The organism is Pseudomonas sp. NPDC099000 (assembly GCF_044759925.1).
GTDB lineage: Bacteria > Pseudomonadota > Gammaproteobacteria > Pseudomonadales > Pseudomonadaceae > Aquipseudomonas.
Genome location: NZ_JBIWAF010000015.1, coordinates 107,084 through 120,020, shown reverse-complemented (window position 1 = coordinate 120,020; position 12,937 = coordinate 107,084). Strand labels below are relative to the sequence as shown.

The 12,937-nt window shown below is 60.6% G+C and carries 18 protein-coding genes; 8 read left to right on the top strand and 10 right to left on the bottom strand.

Annotated elements, in window-relative coordinates; all coding sequences use genetic code 11:
* Nucleotides 1-4 precede the first annotated feature (4 nt).
* From lolA to cysG, 5 genes are all read left to right on the top strand, one after another.
* Nucleotides 5-628 (top strand): outer membrane lipoprotein chaperone LolA, encoded by a 624-nt coding sequence (gene lolA, locus ACIQV9_RS18445; RefSeq protein ID WP_403104283.1) that lies wholly within the window; start codon nucleotides 5-7, stop codon nucleotides 626-628.
* Nucleotides 629-848: 220 nt separating this feature from the next.
* Nucleotides 849-2,171: a replication-associated recombination protein A gene (locus tag ACIQV9_RS18440; protein ID WP_027925133.1), complete on the top strand. Its 1,323-nt coding sequence runs from the start codon at nucleotides 849-851 to the stop codon at nucleotides 2,169-2,171.
* Nucleotides 2,172-2,546, top strand: a complete 375-nt coding sequence (crcB, locus tag ACIQV9_RS18435) for a fluoride efflux transporter CrcB (protein WP_403104281.1) — start codon at nucleotides 2,172-2,174, stop codon at nucleotides 2,544-2,546.
* A 15-nt stretch (nucleotides 2,547-2,561) separates the two neighbouring features.
* Nucleotides 2,562-3,842: a serine--tRNA ligase gene (gene serS / locus ACIQV9_RS18430; protein ID WP_403104279.1), complete on the top strand. Its 1,281-nt coding sequence runs from the start codon at nucleotides 2,562-2,564 to the stop codon at nucleotides 3,840-3,842.
* Nucleotides 3,843-5,237, top strand: coding sequence for a siroheme synthase CysG (cysG, locus tag ACIQV9_RS18425; RefSeq protein WP_403104277.1), 1,395 nt, complete (start codon nucleotides 3,843-3,845; stop codon nucleotides 5,235-5,237).
* A 169-nt stretch (nucleotides 5,238-5,406) separates the two neighbouring features.
* On the opposite strand, the gene ACIQV9_RS18420 is transcribed toward cysG, so the two are convergent.
* The 9 genes from ACIQV9_RS18420 to ACIQV9_RS18380 all read right to left on the bottom strand — a co-directional run bounded on the left by ACIQV9_RS18420 (nucleotide 5,407) and on the right by ACIQV9_RS18380 (nucleotide 10,397).
* Nucleotides 5,407-6,408: a glutathione S-transferase family protein gene (locus tag ACIQV9_RS18420; RefSeq protein ID WP_403104275.1), complete on the bottom strand. Its 1,002-nt coding sequence runs from the start codon at nucleotides 6,406-6,408 to the stop codon at nucleotides 5,407-5,409.
* 90 nt (nucleotides 6,409-6,498) lie between these two features.
* Nucleotides 6,499-7,500 (bottom strand): glycosyl transferase family protein, encoded by a 1,002-nt coding sequence (locus ACIQV9_RS18415; RefSeq protein WP_403104273.1) that lies wholly within the window; start codon nucleotides 7,498-7,500, stop codon nucleotides 6,499-6,501.
* The gene (locus ACIQV9_RS18410) at nucleotides 7,497-7,832 is read right to left on the bottom strand and encodes a TusE/DsrC/DsvC family sulfur relay protein (protein WP_403104271.1); all 336 of its coding nucleotides are present in this window, start codon (nucleotides 7,830-7,832) and stop codon (nucleotides 7,497-7,499) included. Before ACIQV9_RS18410 ends, ACIQV9_RS18415 begins: the two co-directional genes overlap by 4 nt.
* A complete protein-coding gene (tusB, locus tag ACIQV9_RS18405; protein ID WP_403104269.1) occupies nucleotides 7,829-8,122 on the bottom strand; it encodes a sulfurtransferase complex subunit TusB in 294 nt (97 codons plus the stop codon). Before tusB ends, ACIQV9_RS18410 begins: the two co-directional genes overlap by 4 nt.
* A complete protein-coding gene (gene tusC, locus ACIQV9_RS18400) occupies nucleotides 8,122-8,484 on the bottom strand; it encodes a sulfurtransferase complex subunit TusC (RefSeq protein WP_403104266.1) in 363 nt (120 codons plus the stop codon). Before tusC ends, tusB begins: the two co-directional genes overlap by 1 nt.
* Before the next feature lies 1 nt (nucleotide 8,485).
* A complete protein-coding gene (gene tusD, locus ACIQV9_RS18395) occupies nucleotides 8,486-8,878 on the bottom strand; it encodes a sulfurtransferase complex subunit TusD (protein ID WP_403104312.1) in 393 nt (130 codons plus the stop codon).
* A gap of 179 nt (nucleotides 8,879-9,057) precedes the next feature.
* Nucleotides 9,058-9,762: a YoaK family protein gene (locus ACIQV9_RS18390; RefSeq protein ID WP_403104263.1), complete on the bottom strand. Its 705-nt coding sequence runs from the start codon at nucleotides 9,760-9,762 to the stop codon at nucleotides 9,058-9,060.
* A 35-nt stretch (nucleotides 9,763-9,797) separates the two neighbouring features.
* The gene (locus ACIQV9_RS18385; RefSeq protein WP_403104260.1) at nucleotides 9,798-10,127 is read right to left on the bottom strand and encodes a DUF6388 family protein; all 330 of its coding nucleotides are present in this window, start codon (nucleotides 10,125-10,127) and stop codon (nucleotides 9,798-9,800) included.
* A 21-nt stretch (nucleotides 10,128-10,148) separates the two neighbouring features.
* A complete protein-coding gene (locus tag ACIQV9_RS18380; protein ID WP_008154823.1) occupies nucleotides 10,149-10,397 on the bottom strand; it encodes a hypothetical protein in 249 nt (82 codons plus the stop codon).
* A 162-nt stretch (nucleotides 10,398-10,559) separates the two neighbouring features.
* Here ACIQV9_RS18380 and ACIQV9_RS18375 point away from each other — a divergent pair, with 162 nt between their 5' ends.
* Nucleotides 10,560-10,910 carry a hypothetical protein gene (locus ACIQV9_RS18375; RefSeq protein WP_094468019.1) on the top strand — a complete coding sequence of 117 codons (351 nt, stop codon included), beginning with the start codon at nucleotides 10,560-10,562 and terminating at the stop codon, nucleotides 10,908-10,910.
* 130 nt (nucleotides 10,911-11,040) lie between these two features.
* Here the strand turns inward: ACIQV9_RS18375 and ACIQV9_RS18370 are convergent, their stop codons facing one another.
* Complete coding sequence (locus ACIQV9_RS18370; RefSeq protein WP_403104257.1) at nucleotides 11,041-11,466, bottom strand: GNAT family N-acetyltransferase; 426 nt, start codon at nucleotides 11,464-11,466, stop codon at nucleotides 11,041-11,043.
* Between the two features lie 151 nt (nucleotides 11,467-11,617).
* Here ACIQV9_RS18370 and ACIQV9_RS18365 point away from each other — a divergent pair, with 151 nt between their 5' ends.
* Both ACIQV9_RS18365 and ACIQV9_RS18360 read left to right on the top strand, forming a co-directional pair.
* Nucleotides 11,618-12,055 (top strand): hemerythrin domain-containing protein, encoded by a 438-nt coding sequence (locus ACIQV9_RS18365; protein WP_403104255.1) that lies wholly within the window; start codon nucleotides 11,618-11,620, stop codon nucleotides 12,053-12,055.
* Nucleotides 12,056-12,276: 221 nt separating this feature from the next.
* The gene (locus ACIQV9_RS18360) at nucleotides 12,277-12,912 is read left to right on the top strand and encodes a lytic polysaccharide monooxygenase auxiliary activity family 9 protein (RefSeq protein WP_403104253.1); all 636 of its coding nucleotides are present in this window, start codon (nucleotides 12,277-12,279) and stop codon (nucleotides 12,910-12,912) included.
* The last annotated feature ends 25 nt before the right edge of the window (nucleotides 12,913-12,937 follow it).

Genomic DNA, 12,937 nt, shown 5'->3' with positions numbered 1-12,937 from the left:
TCCCATGCGTCTTATCCGCATGCTGTTGCTGCCGGTACTGGCTTTGACCACGCTCTCGGCCCACGCCGATGACAAGGACGTGGCACGTCTGACCCAATTGCTGGAAAGATCCCAGACCCTGACCGCGCGTTTCTCTCAGCTGACGCTGGATGGCGGCGGCACCCAATTGCAGGAAACCGCGGGTGAAATGTCCTTGCAGCGTCCTGGTTTGTTTTATTGGCACACCAACGCGCCAGCCGAACAAACGATGGTTTCCGACGGCAAGAAGGTGACGTTGTGGGATCCGGACCTGGAGCAGGTCACCATCAAGAACCTCGACCAACGTCTGACTCAGACGCCGGCACTGCTGCTGTCCGGTGACGTGTCCAAGATCAGCCAGAGCTTCGACATCAGCGCCAGGGAAGCCGGCGGCGTGATCGACTTCACCTTGAAGCCGAAAACCAAGGACACCCTGTTCGACAGCTTGCGTCTGTCGTTCCGCAACGGCCTGGTCAATGACATGCAGATGATCGACAGCGTTGGTCAGCGCACCAACATCCTGTTCACCGGCGTGAAGGCCAACGAGCCGATTCCGGCGTCCAAGTTCAAGTTCGACATCCCTAAAGGCGCGGACGTGATCCAGGAATAAACCGCAAAACCTGTGGGAGCGAGCCTTTGGCGAGGGGATTTATCCCCGTTGGGCCGCGAAGCGGCCCCTTGCGATCTACCAGTCATACCGCATTGTCTGGCATTGCGACTGCTTCGCAGCCGGACGGGGATAAATCCCCTCGCCACAGGTAACCGCTGTTGCCACAGGATTTCGCCAGACTTGAGAGCTACGTAATAAAGCGAGGTTTCAACCGCACGTGATGGACCTGTTTCGCAGTGCCCCGATAGCTCAACCTTTGGCTGCACGCCTGCGTGCGGCCAATCTGGACGAGTACGTCGGTCAGGAACACCTGCTCGCTCGCGGCAAGCCTTTGCGCGAAGCCCTGGAGCAGGGTGCCCTGCACTCGATGATCTTCTGGGGCCCGCCGGGCGTGGGCAAGACCACCCTGGCGCGGTTGCTGGCGGAAGTCTCGGATGCGCACTTCGAAACGGTCTCGGCGGTACTGGCTGGCGTGAAGGAAATCCGTCAGGCGGTGGAAATCGCCAAGCAACAGGCCGGCCAGTACGGCAAGCGCACCATTCTGTTCGTCGATGAAGTGCATCGCTTCAACAAGTCGCAGCAGGATGCATTCCTGCCCTACGTTGAAGACGGCACGCTGATTTTCATCGGCGCGACCACGGAAAACCCTTCTTTCGAACTCAACAATGCACTGCTCTCCCGGGCGCGCGTCTACGTGCTCAAAAGCCTCGACGAAGCGGCCCTGCGCAAACTGGTGCACCGGGCGCTGACCGAAGAGCGTGGCTTGGGCAAGCGGCAACTGACCCTCAGCGATGAAGGCTTCCAGATGCTGCTGTCGGCTGCCGATGGCGATGGCCGACGTCTGCTGAACCTGCTGGAAAACGCCTCGGACCTGGCAGAAGACAACAGCGAGATCGGCGTCGATCTGCTGCAAAGTCTGCTCGGTGATACCCGTCGGCGTTTCGACAAGGGCGGCGAAGCGTTCTACGACCAGATTTCCGCGCTGCATAAATCGGTGCGCGGCTCCAATCCCGACGGCGCGCTGTACTGGTTTGCGCGGATGATCGACGGTGGTTGCGATCCGCTGTACCTGGCCCGGCGCGTGGTGCGCATGGCCAGCGAAGACATCGGCAATGCTGACCCGCGCGCCCTGAGCCTGTGCCTGGCGGCGTGGGAAGTGCAGGAGCGCCTCGGCAGCCCTGAAGGCGAGTTGGCGGTGGCCCAGGCCATCACCTATCTGGCTTGCGCGCCGAAAAGCAATGCGGTGTACATGGGCTTCAAAGCCGCCATGCGCAGCGCCACCGAGCACGGTTCGCTGGAAGTGCCGCTGCACCTGCGTAATGCGCCGACCAAGCTGATGAAGCAATTGGGTTACGGCGATGAATACCGTTACGCCCACGATGAGCCGGACGCCTATGCCGCCGGCGAAGACTATTTCCCGGAAGAACTCGAGCCGCAACCGTTCTATCAGCCCGTGCCTCGCGGCCTGGAGCTGAAGATCGGCGAAAAGCTCAATCACCTCGCACAACTTGACCGTCTAAGCCCCCGGCAGCGGAGAAAATAAGTGATTCCATTGGTCATTGCGGTCTCCGTCGGCGGTATCGCCGGGACTCTGTTGCGCTTTGCCACCGGTAATTGGGTCAATGCTAATTGGCCGCGGCACTTCTATACCGCGACGCTGGCCGTTAATATCGTCGGCTGTTTGCTGATCGGCGTTCTATACGGTCTGTTTTTGATACGCCCGGAGGTGCCGATCGAGGTGCGCGCCGGGTTGATGGTCGGCTTCCTCGGGGGGCTGACGACTTTTTCATCCTTTTCACTGGATACGGTGCGCCTGCTCGAAACCGGGCAAATGCCGCTGGCCCTGGGCTATGCTGCCATCAGCGTATTCGGCGGGCTGCTCGCGACCTGGGCTGGCCTGTCCTTGACCAAACTTTGATAACGAGAGACCGACATGCTCGATTCCAAACTGTTACGTAGCAACCTTCAGGACGTAGCGGACCGCCTGGCATCCCGTGGGTACACGCTGGATGTTGCGCGCATCGAAGCGCTGGAAGAACAGCGCAAGACCGTCCAGACCCGCACCGAAGCACTGCAGGCTGAACGTAATGCGCGCTCCAAATCCATCGGTCAGGCCAAGCAGCGCGGCGAAGACATCGCACCGTTGATGGCCGACGTCGAGCGCATGGCGAACGAGTTGAGCGCCGGTAAAGTCGAGCTGGACGGGATCCAGACCGACCTGGATTCGATCCTGCTCGGCATCCCGAACCTGCCGCACGAGTCCGTGCCAATCGGTGATGACGAAGACGGCAACGTCGAAGTGCGCCGCTGGGGCACCCCGACCGCGTTCGATTTCCCGGTTCAGGACCACGTCGCTCTGGGCGAGAAGTTCGGCTGGCTGGACTTCGAAACCGCCGCCAAGCTGTCCGGCGCCCGTTTTGCCCTGTTGCGCGGTCCGATCGCTCGCATGCACCGCGCCCTGGCGCAGTTCATGATCAACCTGCACACCAGCGAACACGGTTACGAAGAGGCTTACACGCCGTATCTGGTTCAGGCTCCAGCCCTGCAAGGCACCGGTCAGCTGCCGAAGTTCGAAGAAGACCTGTTCAAGATCAGCCGCGATGGCGAAGCTGATCTGTACCTGATCCCGACCGCTGAAGTGTCGCTGACCAACATCGTCGCTGGCGAAATCGTCGATTCGAAACTGCTGCCGATCAAGTTCGTCGCCCACACCCCGTGCTTTCGCAGCGAAGCCGGCGCGTCGGGTCGCGATACCCGCGGCATGATCCGTCAACACCAGTTCGACAAAGTTGAGATGGTCCAGATCGTTGAACCGTCGACTTCGATGGAAGCGCTGGAAGGCCTGACCGCCAACGCCGAGAAAGTCCTGCAACTGCTGGAATTGCCTTATCGCACGATTGCCCTGTGCACCGGCGACATGGGCTTCAGCGCGGTCAAGACTTACGACCTCGAAGTGTGGATCCCGAGCCAGGACAAGTACCGCGAAATTTCGTCGTGCTCCAACTGCGGCGACTTCCAGGCCCGTCGTATGCAAGCGCGTTTCCGCAACCCGGAAACCGGCAAGCCTGAACTGGTTCACACCCTCAACGGTTCTGGCCTGGCGGTCGGTCGTACGCTGGTAGCCGTTCTGGAAAACTACCAGCAAGCCGACGGTTCGATCCGTGTGCCTGAAGTGTTGAAACCGTACATGGGTGGCCTTGAGGTCATCGGCTAAATGGACTATCTGCCGCTGTTTCATAACCTTCGCGGCAGTCGTGTGTTGGTCGTCGGCGGCGGGGAGATTGCCTTGCGCAAATCCCGCCTGCTGGCCGAAGCCGGTGCGCTGCTGCGGGTGGTCGCACCTGAAATCGAACCGCAACTGCGCGAACTGGTTGCCGGCAGCGGTGGCGAGTGCCTTTTACGGGGTTATGTCGAGACGGACCTGGACGGTTGCGGGCTGATCATTGCCGCCACCGACGACGAACCGCTGAACGCGCAAGTCTCCGCCGATGCCCATCGGCGTTGCGTGCCGGTCAACGTGGTCGATTCGCCAGCCTTGTGCAGCGTGATCTTCCCGGCGATCGTCGACCGGTCGCCCTTGATTATTGCGGTGTCCAGCGGCGGCGACGCGCCGGTACTGGCGCGGCTGATCCGCGCCAAACTGGAAACCTGGATTCCTTCCACCTACGGTCAACTGGCCGGTCTGGCGGCGCGTTTTCGCAGCCAGGTCAAACGCCTGTTCCCGGATGTGCAGCAACGTCGAGCGTTCTGGGAAGATGTGTTCCAGGGCCCGATTGCCGATCGCCAACTGGCCGGGCAGGGCGCTGAAGCCGAGCGCTTGATGCTGGCGAAGATCAATGGCGAAGCGCCGGTCGCCACCGGTGAGGTGTATTTGGTGGGCGCGGGGCCTGGTGATCCCGACTTGCTGACCTTCCGTGCCTTGCGTCTTATGCAGCAAGCCGATGTGGTGCTCTACGACCGCCTGGTCGCCCCGGCAATTCTCGATTTGTGCCGTCGCGATGCCGAGCGAGTCTACGTCGGCAAGCGTCGCGCCGATCACGCCGTGCCTCAGGACCAGATCAATCAGCAGTTGGTGGATCTGGCCAAGCAGGGCAAGCGGGTCGTGCGATTGAAGGGCGGTGATCCGTTCATCTTCGGTCGCGGCGGTGAAGAGATCGAAGAACTGGCGGCCCATGGCATCCCGTTCCAGGTCGTACCGGGTATCACGGCCGCCAGCGGTTGCGCGGCGTACGCCGGGATTCCGCTGACTCACCGCGACTACGCGCAGTCGGTGCGTTTTGTCACCGGGCATTTGAAGGACGGATCCACCGATTTGCCGTGGGCCGACCTGGTCGCGCCAGCGCAAACCCTGGTGTTTTATATGGGGTTGGTGGGCTTGCCGATCATCTGCGAGCAGTTGATCAAGCACGGTCGCGGGGCGGACACCCCGGCGGCGTTGATTCAGCAGGGCACCACGGTCAATCAGCGGGTGTTTACCGGCACGCTGGCTGATCTTCCTCGACTGGTGGCGGAGCATGAAGTGCATGCGCCAACGCTGGTGATCGTTGGAGAAGTGGTGCAATTGCGCGAGAAACTGGCATGGTTTGAAGGGGCTCAGGCGCAAGTCTGACCTGTGGCGAGGGGGCTTGCCCCCGTTGGGGCGCGCAGCGGCCCTAAAATCGGCGAATGCGGTTTTGCCGACCTACCGCGTTGGCTGGTTTACGACTGCTTCGCAGCCGAACGGGGGCAAGCCCCCTCGCCACAGTTGATCGCAGCCACCCTCCGGTTTCAGTGTGTTATCACGCCCTTCGCCAAACCCCTTTCCCACTCAACCGGGCCCGATCATGCGGCGCGTTGAAATCCTGCACCGGCCCTTTCGGCACGATCCCCGTCGGGTTTATGGTCTTGTGGCTGCCGTAGTAGTGATTTTTGATGTGCTGAAAATCCACCGTCTCGGCAATTCCCGGCCACTGATACATCTCTCGCAGCCAGTTCGACAGATTCGGATAATCAGCGATCCGCCGCAGGTTGCACTTGAAGTGGCCGTGATACACCGCATCAAAGCGAATCAGCGTGGTGAACAGACGGATATCGGCTTCGGTCAGGTACTCGCCGACGAGGTAACGATTGGCACCTAACAACGCTTCCAGTCGATCCAGTTCGGCAAACACATCTTCGAATGCTTCTTCATAAGCGCTCTGCGACGTTGCAAACCCTGCGCGGTATACGCCGTTGTTCACTGCCGGATAAATTCGCTCATTCAACGCATCGATCTCGCCGCGCAGGGGTGCCGGATAGAAATCCAGGTCGTTGCCGGTCAGGTCATCGAAGGCGCTATTGAACATGCGGATGATCTCCGCCGATTCATTGTTGACGATGCGGTTTTGCTGTTTGTCCCAGAGCACCGGGACCGTGACACGACCGGTGTAATCGGCGGTATCGGCGGTGTAGCGCTGGTGCATGAAATTGAAATGATCGAGCTTGTCGCCCGTCGAGCCCAGGTTCTGGTCGAAGGTCCAGCCGTTTTCCAGCATCAACCAACTCACCACCGACACGTCGATCAGGCTTTCAAGGCCTTTGAGTTTGCGCAGGATCAGCGTGCGATGGGCCCACGGGCAGGCGAGGGACACGTAAAGGTGATAGCGGCCAGCCTCGGCTGCAAAACCCCCGACGCCCGTTGGGCCGGGCTTGCCGTCGGCGGTCAGCCAGTTGCGACGTTGCGCCTGCTCGCGCTGGAACGCGCCGTCCTTGCTGCTTTCGTACCACTGGTCCTGCCAGCGACCTTCAACTAACAAACCCATGTTCAAGACTCCTCAACCAATAAGCGTTGGAGAGAAGTCTATTCGCATAGGTTCGATAAAATAGCGCAAAGGTTCGGGGGTTATGATCGGTTAAATCGATCTGTCCCGAGCGTCCCAATATTGCTGGGCGGTTTCAAAGGCGCGTTCACGCGTCTGACCGAGGCCGCGCAACGCGAGGGCCATGGTCGAGATCAAGGCCATTTGCGGGTAGCTGTCGACCACGTCACCGCGCCAGACGGCTTTCAAATGTTCAGGATCGAGCGCGGCGGGTTTGACGTGGCGTTGACTCGACAACTGCGGCCATTCCTCGTCCCAGCTTTCGCCGCCGGTGGTGCCGTACAGGTGGCTGTCGGCGTCCGGGTTGATTTCAATTTCGCCACCGTCGCCCTTGACCACAATCGCGGTGTCGCCGAGCAAGCCGCTGGCATCGCGATGCACCGCCTGATAGCCGGGGTGGAAAATGCTTTGCAGGCCGCAGCGAGCGCCCAGCGGGTTGAGGATACGGGTGAGGGAATGGATCGGTGAGCGCAGACCCAAGGTGTTGCGCAGGTCGATCATGCGCTGAAGCTGCGGTGCCCAATCCACCAACGGCATGAACGCCAGGCCACCGTTATCCAGCGCCGAGCCGACCTGCTGCCAGTCGCGGCACAGTGGAATGTTCAACCCGTCCAGCAACTGCTCGCTATACAGCCGGCCGGCCGTGTGGGCGCCAGCGCCGTGCATGAAGATGCGCACTCCGTTCTGCGCCAGGCACTTGGCCGCCAGCAGGTACCACGGCAGGTGACGCTTCTTCCCGGCATACGTCGGCCAGTCCAGATCGACCGCCAGCGCTGGCGGGCTCAATCGTTCGCGCAGGGCTTCGGTGAAACCGGCCATTTCCTCAGCGCTTTCTTCCTTGTGCCGCAACAGCATCAGAAACGCGCCGAGCTGGGTGTCCTCGACCTTGTCGTCGAGCACCATGCCCATGGCCTCACGCGCTTCGGCCCGGGTCAGGTCGCGGGCGCCACGCTTGCCCTTGCCGAGGATCCGCACGAACTGGGCGAACGGGTGTTCGGCGGGCGTTTCGAGGGTCAGCGCTGGAAAGTCGGTCATAAGCAATTCGTCGGTTTGGGCAGGCCCGCCAGTTTCGCGGCGAGTTTGGCAGGGGTGCCTTTGAACAGTCGGTTCAGGTGCAGGCTGTTGCCTTTTTCCGGGCCGAGCTTCAACGCGGTGTACTTGATCAGTGGGCGCGTGGCCGGGGACAGCTGGAATTCGGCGTAGAAGCTGCGCAGCAATTCGAGGATTTCCCAGTGCTCCGGGCTCAACTCGATGTCTTCGGCGGCAGCGAGGGCGGCGGCCACCTCATTGGACCAGTCGCTGAGTTCGACCAGGAAACCGTCCTTGTCCAACTCGATGGCGCGTGCGCCGACGGTCAGGGAATTCATAGCCAACTGTTCACCTTGTCGTAGTGAATCGACAGCTCGACGAAGGCGGGGTAATCGATGGCTTTGGCCGCGTCAGGAATCGCCAGCGCACGAGCCTGGGCGTCTTCGGCCAGTACGAACAGTTTCAACGGGCGAGCATTCAGCGCGTTGAACGGCGCGGTGCCCGGTTGCAACGCATAGACGGCGTCGCCGGTCAGCAACAACGCATCGTTGGTGCCGATCACGCGCAGGCAACTGGTCAGGCGGTCATCGCCGAAAGGGGAATGAGACAACACATGCAAAGTCGACATCAGAGGGTGATCACCTGGTCGTAACGGTCAATAAGCGCAGTGATTTCCTGGGCGGCCAGTACCCGGGCTTCTTCAAGCGACCGACCGTTGAGGTCCAGGCCCCGTTCGGCAGCGCTGTCGCCACAGACAAACAGGTCGTCCACACCGAACATTGGCAACGCTTGCAGGTTGGCGCTCAGGTCTTTCTGTTGCAGCGCCTTGGCGTCCTGTTTCGCGGCGAGCTGCAACACCCCGTCATCGAGAAACAGCAGGCCGATCGGCAGGTCGAACGCGCCGCCGGCCAGTACGATGTCCAGCGCTTCCCGAGCGTTCGGCCCGGACCACGGGGCCTGACGGCTGATAATCAACAAGGATTTAGCCATCTCACGCGCCTCCGAAACAGATCAGGCGGTCAGCGTCTTGCACCGCATCATGCAACTGGCCGAGGCCGGACAGTTCCCACGGCGCGCCCACGGCAACGGCGTCACGCTGATAGCGCCCCGCTTCCTCTTCGTTCAACACGCCACGGCGAAGGGCGGCGGCGATGCACACGACGCCGTCCAGTTGATGCTCGGTGACAAAAGCACGCCATTGCTTGGGCAGGTCCTGCTCATCCTGGGGCGTGACCACGCTGCCGGAAGCGTTGTAGACGCCATCCTGATAGAAAAACAGCCGGACAATCTCATGCCCGCCGGCCAGCGCAGCCTGGGCAAACAGCAAGGCACGGCGCGAGGAGGGCGCATGGGCGGCGGAAAACAGCGCGATGGCGAACTTCATGACGGACTCGATCAGCAGAACTGCGGCCATGATAAAGCTTTATCGGCGGGGCGGCTAAATCGATGTTATCTGTCAGGGCCCCATCGCGGGCAAGCCCGCTCCCACAGGTTATGTGGTGAAGTACAGATCCCTGTGGGAGCGGGCTTGCCCGCGATGAGGCCCGACAGTCAATGCAAGACTTAACGAGGCATATACCCCAACTGCCACCGCCGCGGAATCTTCAGCGACAGCAACCCGATCGCCCCCGCCAGCAACCCGCTGACAAACAGCGCCTTGAGCCCCAGATGATGTTCCAGCACCGCGCCAAGCACCGCACCGGCAAACATCCCCGTCCAGGGAATCAACTGAACCCGCCAGCCATTACGCCGCTCACCGAGCATCCACCGCCCCAGCCCACGCCCGAAGCGCGACAGGGCGCCGGTGACGTAAGTGAGTCCGACCGGCAGGCCGTTCACTTCTTCCACCGCCGCGTTGAGCATGCCCATGGCGATGATGGCCGCCAGCAGCGCTGGCAATTGTTCGTCATAAGGCCAGGCTGCGGCGCCGCAGAGCAGCATCGCGATGCACATTAGCAAGGGTAGCGCCCGGCGGCCGCCGAGGCGGCTGACGACAATGCCCAAGGCGTTGCCGACGATGAACGTGGCGACGAGGATCAACAGACGCAAGGTCAGGCCGAAATCACCATCACTGATCGCAACGGCGAGGCGGGTGGTGTTGCCGCTCATGAAGGAGACAAAGTCACCGCTGGCCATGAACCCGATAGCGTCGGTCATGCCGGCGAGCACCGAGAGGGCGGCCACCAGCGCCATGCCGATGCGTCCGCGCCATTTCTGGATATGCAGATGGCCCGGACTGGCGCGAGAAGTCGAGAGGGATGGCAACATCGGTGGTAGTCGTCCTCAGGCAGCAACCGTCAGGGTCACTTGGTCAATCCATATAACTCGCAATACTCCAGCCAGTCCATGCCGGCCATCTCGGCCACTTCCTTGTGCACTTCCATGCGTTGGGCCTGATAGTCCTCGGCCGTCGCGGCGGTCAATTGCAAGGTCAGCTCCCAGGCAAACAGACCCAGGCGCTCGGCTTCGGCTTCGAAGGCCTCGTGCAAGCGCTCGTCGCGATATTGCGCCGCGGTCTCGCCCTTGGCCTGAGCCAGCAGCGGGTTGAGGTTGTCGAGCTCGACACGCAGTTCAGGGCGCTCATCGAGAAACTTCTTCAGCGCCTGCTCGTGTTGCTGTTCGGTTGCCGCCATGGTCGCTCCTTGAGGCTGGGGTTACGAAGATTGCTTCTTGCTGGCCTTGGCCGCAGCCGCCAGGCATTCGAGGGCAAACTGCTCGGGGTAGGTCATCTGGATCGGCGTGGTTTCGCCTTTGACGGTGCGTTCGCCGTCGAGGATGTAACGGATTCGTTTGTCGGTGACGCCAATTCGCTTGGCGATCCAGGACGGCGTCTGACCGATCTGGCTGATCAGCTTGTCAGCGTATTCGGCGGTCGGTTTGTAATACTCGGCGTTGGGGGTCATGACCTTTCCAGAAAAATGAGCCCGAAAAAACGGGCGATGCGACGTTAATGGCGCGACAGGGTGCGCGAATCGTCACTCGGTGTCGCGGTATAAATGAAGTAAAGCAGAACGATACGCCGTGCCACGGTGCTACAGTCCGCTTTTTCTTGATGAGCGAACACAATGCGAATTCTGATGGTGGCGCTGGCCGTGACGTTGCTGGCGGGATGCGCCGGCTCGGTGATGAACGATGCCCGCACCAAAGCCCCTTACAAAACCCTGAACTCGGACAAACCGGAAAAAGTCGTCGCCCAGTGCGTGCAGTTTTCCTGGCAGGACGAGGCAGTGTTCGGTGTCGATGCCGGCGCGTATTTGCAGCCGGGTGAGAAGGGTGGGTCCACCGTTTACACGCGTTCGGCGGAGTCCTTTGTCGACGTGACCACCGATGCGTCAGGCACCGTGTTGAGTTACTACGCGCAGCGTGACGACTTTGTGGCCAAGCGCCGCTTGGCGGCGCTCGCAACCTGCCTCTGATTAGAGGCGTTGCCCCACATCCCCTGTAGGAGCGAGCCTGCTCGCGATAGCGGTGGGTCAGTCGACATCAATGTTGGATGACAAACCGCTTTCGCGAGCAGGCTCACTCCTACAGGTTTTTGTACGTTGGTTAGCTAATCAGGCGCTTCTGGAAAAAGAAGCGCTTATGCCCCGGCGGATAGTCGACAATCTGCCCTAACTCGCTGTAGCCCAGTTTCTTGTAGAACTCCGGCGCCTGGAAGTCGAAGGTGTCGAGCCAGACCCCGATGCATTCCTTCTCCCGCGCCAGGTCTTCGGCCATCCGCATCAACTTCGAGCCTATGCCTTGTCCCCGGCCCTGTTCCGGCACCGACAGCAACTCGATGTACAACCACTTATAAAAAACCCGGCCATACAGACCGCCGAGAATCTCGTCGTGTTCGTCGCGGACCAGCAAGGCAATGGGCTCCGGCTTCGAGACGCCGGCCTTTGAGGCGTTATAGGCGCGCAAGGGCAGCAGGATCGCCTGCTCCTCGGCGTCGGTGGGGTTTTGCGACTGTTCGATACGCAGTTCCATCCGCTCAATCCTTATGGCCATGAGGGACAACACTCGCAAGCCTAACGCGAGCCCCGGCGGTTGTTCCAGCCCCTTGAGTGGAACCCTCGCTCGCGCCCGGATGTCTAGCCTAAACAGCGTCATTCCCGAACGCGGCCAATGAGGATCACCCGTGAATATTTTTGAAGCCCTGCGTGAAAGTCACGAGCGCCAGCGCACCTATGCCAAGGCGCTCATCAAGACCAGCGGCGACACGCCGGAACGGGCCGAGGCTTACAAACAGCTCAAATCCGAACTCCAGGCTCACGAAACCGCCGAAGAGCGCCATTTCTACATCCCGCTGATGGAGTTCGACAACGGTGTCGATCTCAGCCGCCACGCCATCTCCGAGCACCACGAGATGGACGAAATGATGGAAGAACTGGATGGGACGGACATGTCCAGTCCGGCCTGGCTGGCGACCGCCAAGAAGCTGTCCGACAAGGTTCATCACCACTTGAAAGAGGAAGAGCAGAAGTTCTTCCAGATGGCCGGCAAGCTGCTTGACGACAAGCAGAAAGAAGCCCTGGCCGGCCAATACGAAAAGGAATACAAGGCACAGCTTCCCTAGTTGGCACGATGCCCCGATTGCTGCCTGGCGTTGTAATCCTTTTGCTACACGGGACGTAGGACTTGGATCAGAGTACTGGTTTTATATCCAGTATTTGCGGGTGATCTGCCAAGGCAGACTCATCCGGCCCACGAAAGGGCTGATGGACAAAAAAAACAGCTCCGTTAGGTTGGAGGCCTCTCCTCAGGAAGGAGAGTTCTCAAATCAACGGAGTGAAAAAAATGAACCAACCACAGACTCAACCCGAGCTTCGACACGGTCGTGTCACATCCCCCTCCAGCCGCGGTGCGGTGGCCGTAGAGCTGGGGCTGCTGGGTAACTGGCAAGTCAACGAAATGGAAGGCGGCAAGAACTTCCCGTCGCTGACAGCGGGGCCCTTTGCGGCGCCATATCAAACCGACAGCGACAGTGTCACGCCACCTGCCGACGGCTACATCCTCAGCGGTGGCAAGACGGATGCCCGAGACTGCATCAACTTCACCAACGAGGAAATGAGCCTCAAGCTCGCCCGCCCATTCACCTGGCCTTTGTTGAATGTTGATCCAGGCCAGACCTTCAAGGTCACCTGGGAGTACACCGCACCCCACGTGACCCGTGGCTACAGCTGGTTCATCACCAAGGATGGCTGGAACCCGAAACAACGCATCAACCGTGCGCAACTGGAGCCGAAATCGTTCTTTGACGACTTCTACACCCAGGTCCCGTACTACAGCCATTCCGCCGAGATGAAGGCCAAGGTCAATCACGAAGTGAAATTGCCGGGCAACAAGAAAGGTCATCACGTGATCGTGCTGATGTGGATCGTGGCCAACACCGGCAACGCCTTCTACCAAGCGTTCGACGTGGACTTCAAGTAAGCCACGGCGTTAAACCCTCACACGT

Bases quoted from the DNA above. Each gene is read 5' to 3' on its own strand.
- serS (WP_403104279.1), top strand. From the start codon at position 2,562: ATGCTCGATTCCAAACTGTTACGTAGCAACCTTCAGGACGTAGCGGAC.
- tusB (WP_403104269.1), bottom strand. From the start codon at position 8,122: ATGTCGACTTTGCATGTGTTGTCTCATTCCCCTTTCGGCGATGACCGC.
- lolA (WP_403104283.1), top strand. From the start codon at position 5: ATGCGTCTTATCCGCATGCTGTTGCTGCCGGTACTGGCTTTGACCACG.
- ACIQV9_RS18380 (WP_008154823.1), bottom strand. From the start codon at position 10,397: ATGACCCCCAACGCCGAGTATTACAAACCGACCGCCGAATACGCTGAC.
- ACIQV9_RS18360 (WP_403104253.1), top strand. From the start codon at position 12,277: ATGAACCAACCACAGACTCAACCCGAGCTTCGACACGGTCGTGTCACA.
- ACIQV9_RS18415 (WP_403104273.1), bottom strand. From the start codon at position 7,500: ATGACCGACTTTCCAGCGCTGACCCTCGAAACGCCCGCCGAACACCCG.
- ACIQV9_RS18420 (WP_403104275.1), bottom strand. From the start codon at position 6,408: ATGGGTTTGTTAGTTGAAGGTCGCTGGCAGGACCAGTGGTACGAAAGC.
- tusD (WP_403104312.1), bottom strand. From the start codon at position 8,878: ATGAAGTTCGCCATCGCGCTGTTTTCCGCCGCCCATGCGCCCTCCTCG.
- ACIQV9_RS18375 (WP_094468019.1), top strand. From the start codon at position 10,560: ATGCGAATTCTGATGGTGGCGCTGGCCGTGACGTTGCTGGCGGGATGC.
- ACIQV9_RS18370 (WP_403104257.1), bottom strand. From the start codon at position 11,466: ATGGAACTGCGTATCGAACAGTCGCAAAACCCCACCGACGCCGAGGAG.
- ACIQV9_RS18385 (WP_403104260.1), bottom strand. From the start codon at position 10,127: ATGGCGGCAACCGAACAGCAACACGAGCAGGCGCTGAAGAAGTTTCTC.
- tusC (WP_403104266.1), bottom strand. From the start codon at position 8,484: ATGGCTAAATCCTTGTTGATTATCAGCCGTCAGGCCCCGTGGTCCGGG.
- ACIQV9_RS18440 (WP_027925133.1), top strand. From the start codon at position 849: ATGGACCTGTTTCGCAGTGCCCCGATAGCTCAACCTTTGGCTGCACGC.
- ACIQV9_RS18390 (WP_403104263.1), bottom strand. From the start codon at position 9,762: ATGTTGCCATCCCTCTCGACTTCTCGCGCCAGTCCGGGCCATCTGCAT.
- ACIQV9_RS18410 (WP_403104271.1), bottom strand. From the start codon at position 7,832: ATGAATTCCCTGACCGTCGGCGCACGCGCCATCGAGTTGGACAAGGAC.
- cysG (WP_403104277.1), top strand. From the start codon at position 3,843: ATGGACTATCTGCCGCTGTTTCATAACCTTCGCGGCAGTCGTGTGTTG.